Source organism: Rhodococcus sp. P14 (genome assembly GCF_000256505.1).
GTDB lineage: Bacteria > Actinomycetota > Actinomycetes > Mycobacteriales > Mycobacteriaceae > Rhodococcus > Rhodococcus ruber.
In genome coordinates this window covers 1-4,790 of record NZ_AJFC01000233.1, presented here as the reverse complement: position 1 = coordinate 4,790, position 4,790 = coordinate 1, and the positions used below count along the sequence as shown (strand labels likewise).

The 4,790-nt window shown below is 70.5% G+C and carries 4 protein-coding genes; 2 read left to right on the top strand and 2 right to left on the bottom strand.

Going from position 1 to position 4,790, the window contains the following annotated elements; translation table 11 throughout:
• Both OEY_RS0116280 and OEY_RS0116275 read right to left on the bottom strand, forming a co-directional pair.
• A partial coding sequence (locus OEY_RS0116280) for an APC family permease (RefSeq protein WP_010594908.1) occupies positions 1–892 on the bottom strand: 892 nt, incomplete at its 3' end.
• 204 nt (positions 893–1,096) lie between these two features.
• Entirely contained in the window at positions 1,097–2,602 is a 1,506-nt protein-coding gene (locus OEY_RS0116275) for an aldehyde dehydrogenase family protein (protein WP_010594907.1), read from the bottom strand.
• A gap of 446 nt (positions 2,603–3,048) precedes the next feature.
• Here OEY_RS0116275 and OEY_RS0116265 point away from each other — a divergent pair, with 446 nt between their 5' ends.
• Positions 3,049–4,470, top strand: a complete 1,422-nt coding sequence (locus OEY_RS0116265) for an APC family permease (RefSeq protein WP_010594906.1) — start codon at positions 3,049–3,051, stop codon at positions 4,468–4,470.
• On the top strand, positions 4,467–4,790 hold a 324-nt coding region (locus OEY_RS0116260; protein ID WP_029540067.1), incomplete at its 3' end, for a helix-turn-helix domain-containing protein. The genes OEY_RS0116265 and OEY_RS0116260, both read left to right, overlap by 4 nt.

Here is a 4,790-nt window from a genome sequence, read left to right as displayed (position 1 = left end):
CCCCCCCCCCCCCCCCCCCCGCCGCTCCCACGTAGCGGGTCGCGGTGTCGACGATCATGCCCTCGGGGTTCTCGGTGGCCAGGGCGACGGCGCCCTCGTCACCCCACGCGCTGACCAGCGCCCAGCTCGACAGCGCATAGAAGCCGCCGATGACCACCAGGGCGAGGTAGGTGGCCCGCGGAACGGTCCGGGCGGGATCACGCACCTCGTCGCGGAAGACCGCGGTCGCCTCGAAACCGATGTATCCGGCAACGGCGAAGATCAGGGCGATTCCCGGTGCGCCCGAGAAGAACTCGGACGGCCGCAGCGCAGCGGTGGACAGACCTTCCGCGCCGCCCCGGACGACCACCGCCGCATCGATCACCAGGACGATGCCGACCTCGCACAGCAACAGGACCCCGAGGACCTTGCCGGACAGGTCGATGTGGCGGTAGCCGAGCACCGCGACCGCCACCAGCACGATCAGAGCCCAGAGATACCAGGGCAACTCAGGGCCGCCGTGCGCGGTCACGAAGTCGTCGAGGGCCGCGCCGATGTATCCGTAGACGGCGCCCTGCACCGCCGTGTAGGACAACAGCGCCAGGAACGCCGAACCGAGACCGGCGTGCCGGCCGAGACCGTGGGTGACGAAGGTGTAGAACGCCCCCGCCCCGGGCACGTGCTTCGCCATGGCGGTGAAGCCGACGGCGAAGAAGAGCAGGACCACCGTGCAGACGACGTACGAGGCGGGGAACGCGGCCCCGTTTCCGGCGGAGATGCCGAGTGGGACCGTGCCGGCGATCACGGTCAGCGGGGCTGCGGCCGCGACCACCATGAAGACGACGGCGCCGGGACCGAGGCTGCCGGACAACCGGTGGGTGGGGGGTTCGTGTGCGCGAGCGTTGAGGGTCATCGGTGCTTCGACTTTCGGGAGAGGGGGTGTGCCGGCGGTTCGGTGCCGAGCGCCGGAAGAAGCGTGCGCCCGGCCGTTGTCGGTGCAGTCACCGCGGCGTCACGGTTCGTCGACGGCAAACGAGAACGCCTCGGTGCCGGGTTCTCGTTCGGCCGGCAGTACGGGCGGCGGTGCCCGTCCGGCGCCGGGCACCGCCCCGGCCGGTCAGAGTGCGATGTTGACCGACTTGGTCTGGGTGTACTCCGCCAGGGCTCCCTCACCGAGTTCCCGCCCCCAGCCCGACTGCTTGTAGCCCCCGAAGGGCAGTGCGGTGTCGAACGCGTTGTGGCAGTTGATCCAGACCGTGCCCGCCTTGATCTCGGCGGCGACCTCGTGCGCCCGGGAGACGTCCCGCGTCCAGACGCTCGCCGCGAGACCGTAGGGGGTGTCGTTGGCGGCGGCGCGAACCCCCTCCTCCCGGTTGAAGGGCACGGCGACGGCGACCGGGCCGAAGATCTCCTCCCGGTACACGCCGAAGTCGCTGCGCACGTCGACCAGCAGCGTCGGCTCGACGTAGAAGCCGCTGTCGCCGTGGCGCTTTCCTCCGGACAGGGCACGCGCTCCGTCCTCGAGTCCGGCGTCGATGTAGCCGGTGACCTTGCCGAGTTGTTCCGCCGAGATCAGCGGCCCGATGTCACTCGTCGGATCGAGTCCCGGACCGATCTTCTGCGACTTCGCGAATTCGGCTACGCCCTGCGTGAATTCGTCGAAGATTCGGTCCTCCACCAACAGCCGCGTACCGGCGGTGCACGCCTGCCCGTGGTTGAACAGGAAGCCACTCGCCACGCCCGGGATCGCGGCCTCGAGGTCGGCGTCCGAGAAGACGACCTGCGGGCTCTTGCCACCGAGTTCGAGCGAGACCTTCTTCAGGTTCCCGGCGGCGGCACTCACGATCTTCTTGCCGACCTCGGTCGAGCCGGTGAAGGCGACCTTGTCGACGTCGTCGTGGGCCGACAGGGCCGCACCCGCGTCCCCGAAGCCGGTGACCACGTTGACGACGCCGTCGGGCACCCCGGCCTCGGTGGCGACCTCGGCGAGCAGCAGCGCGGTGAGCGGGGTCTGCTCCGCGGGCTTGAGCACCAGAGTGTTCGCACACGCCAGCGCGGGGGCGAGCTTGAAGGCGGCCATCACCAGCGGGAAGTTCCACGGCACGATCTGGGCGCACACACCCACCGGCTCGCGGCTGGTGAACGCGTGGAAACGAGCACCCGGGGCCCACGGAACCGACACCGGGACGGTGCGTCCCTCGATCTTGGTCGCCCAGCCGGCGTAGTAGAAGAAGATCTCGGCCGCCCAGGTGACGTCGACCGCCTTCGCGACGACCACCGATTTGCCGTTGTCCAGGGACTCGAGCTGGGCGAACTGGTCCGCCCGGGCCAGGATGCCCTCGCCGATCCGCCACAGGACGCGCTGACGCTCGGCCGGGGTCAGGCGCCGCCACGGCCCCTCCTCGAACGCCCGGCGGGCGGCGGCCACGGCGCGGTCGACGTCCTCGGCGCTGCCGTGCGGCACCGTGGTCAGCACCTGCCCCGTCGCGGGATCGACCGTGTCGAACCGCCGGCCCGACGCCGACTCCACCCACCGGCCGCCGATCAGCATCTGCTTCGGCGACGAGAGGAACTCGGCCACCTCCGGAAGCAGAGCGGTGGCGGATTGCGCAACTGCAGTCATGATGTCTCCGACTCTGAGGAAAGATGAAAAAGACTCGGGCACAGTGGTTTCGACTCCGGTTCGCCGGCTTCCGACGCTGTGACCCGAACCCACGATAACCACACGATGTGGCGCGAGTCACCCCCGATTCCGGATGGAAATTGCGGGCTGTCCGATTCTCATTCGGCTGGGGCCCAGACCGTTTCCCGATTCTCGTTCGACTTCTCGTCGGCGCCCCAGGTGACGGTCGTGCGCGCACCGCCCGCCCCGCGCGAGCGCACGTCCGGCGGGCCCGGCATTCTCATTCGAGTGACCGAAAATTGATGTGCGATCGGTGCAGCGCGCTGCGTGCCTGCGCTACCGTGCACCCCACGGGATCGTCCGGCGGCCGACGCTCGACGTCCCCTGGCGAGTGTGGAAGCAGGTGCAAGGTGTCCGGTACACCACAGATCAGAGGGACTTCGCCGGTGGCGGGCCTCGAGCGCGGACGCCTGACGTTCGTCGAGGTACTGGCCCAGTCCGTCTCGGCCGTCGCCCCCTCGGCGGTGATGGTCACCCTGCCGGCTCTCGTCATCCCCGAAGCCGGGCGCGCCGCGATCCCGGTGTTCGTCACGGCGGCGGTCCTGATGGCGGCCGTCGGCTACTGCATCGGACAGTTCGCCGCCCGCATGGTCGCGGTCAGCGGCCTGTACAGCTACACGGTGAAGGGGCTCGGTCCCCGCGTCGGCTTCGCCGGGGGATGGTCGCTGCTGATCGGCTACGCGGCCGCCGCCATGGCCAGCACGGTGGGTGCGGCGAGCTATCTGGCGTCGTTGCTCGAACGGGTCGGGTTGTCCGCCGGAGCGCCGACGAGCGCGGTGCTCGCCGGAATCGTCGGGGTGGTCGCACTGCTGCTGATGGTGCGCGGCGTCCAGCTCTCCGCCCGGATCATGCTGGGGGTCGAGGCATTCGCCATCGTCGCCGCCTCGGCCGTCCTGGTGATCGCGTTCGTCGTGGCCGTCCGGGACGGCGCGTCCCCCTCGGCGCCGAGCGGGACCGGTTCGGATTCCGCGATCGGTTTCGCGCTGCTGCTGGCGATCACCTCGTTCGTCGGTTTCGAGAGCGCCGGAACGGTGGCCCGCGAGGCCCACAACCCGCTGATCAGCGTGCCGCGCGCGATCCGGTGGACGCCGATCGTGCTCGCGGCGCTCTACGTGTTCGCCGCAGCGATGCAGTCGCCCGAGTCCGCGAGGGAAGGTGTCGGCTCCCTGCGGATCGTGCTCACCCTCCCGGACACCGCCGGCAGTGGCTCGGCGGTGCTGGCGGTCGTGATGGAACTCGGGATCACCGCGTCGTGGTTCGCATGCGTCATGGGTTCCACCACCGCGCTGTCGCGCACGCTGTTCGCGATGGGCCGGGAGGGTATCGCCCCGGCGATCGTCGGCCGGGCCCACGCCCGGTTCCGCACGCCGCACGTCGCCCTGATCGTCGCGATGCCTGTCGTCGTGGTCGTGCCCGTGGTGTTTCTGATCGCGACGGGCTCGACCCGGGACGTCCTGATCGGGTTGCTGACCCTCTCGGCGCACGGGTACGTCCTCGCCTACATCCTCGTCTGTGTCGCTACGCCCGCATTCCTGCACCGGATCGGCGAGCTGACCCGTATGCCGCTGATCGTCGGCGCGCTCACCGCGGCCTGCCTGGTGGCGCTGATCGTGTGGGCTGCCGCGTCGAGGCTCTACGTGGCGGGCGCGATGACCGCCGTGTACGCGGTCCTGATGCTCCTCGGGGGTGCGCTGCTCGCGGTGCGGGTGCGTCGGGACCCGGGCGTCGCGGATCGGATAGGCGTCTACGACGAGACCGTGGCCGACGATCTGCTCGGCCGGCACCGCCCGTGGCAGGTGCGGCGGTGAGCCCCGTCGACGGAACCCTGTCGGGGCGTCAGCCGAAGGCCGTGATCAGCGCCCTGCGCGTCCTCGAGGAGGTGGCCCGGGCGGGCCCCGGCGTCACCGCCAAGGACATCGCAGCGCACCTGTCCCTGCCGCCGGCGACGACCTATCGGCTCCTGAACCTGCTCGCCGGGGAGGGCTACGTCGTCCGGCTGCCCGATCTGTCCGGCTTCGCTCTGGGGCGCAAGATCGGCGTACTCGTCGACGCGGCCGTCGTCCCGACGGTCTGCACGGCCGCCCGCACCCTGCTGACCGAGCTTCGGCTGACCGTCCGCTTCGGCGTC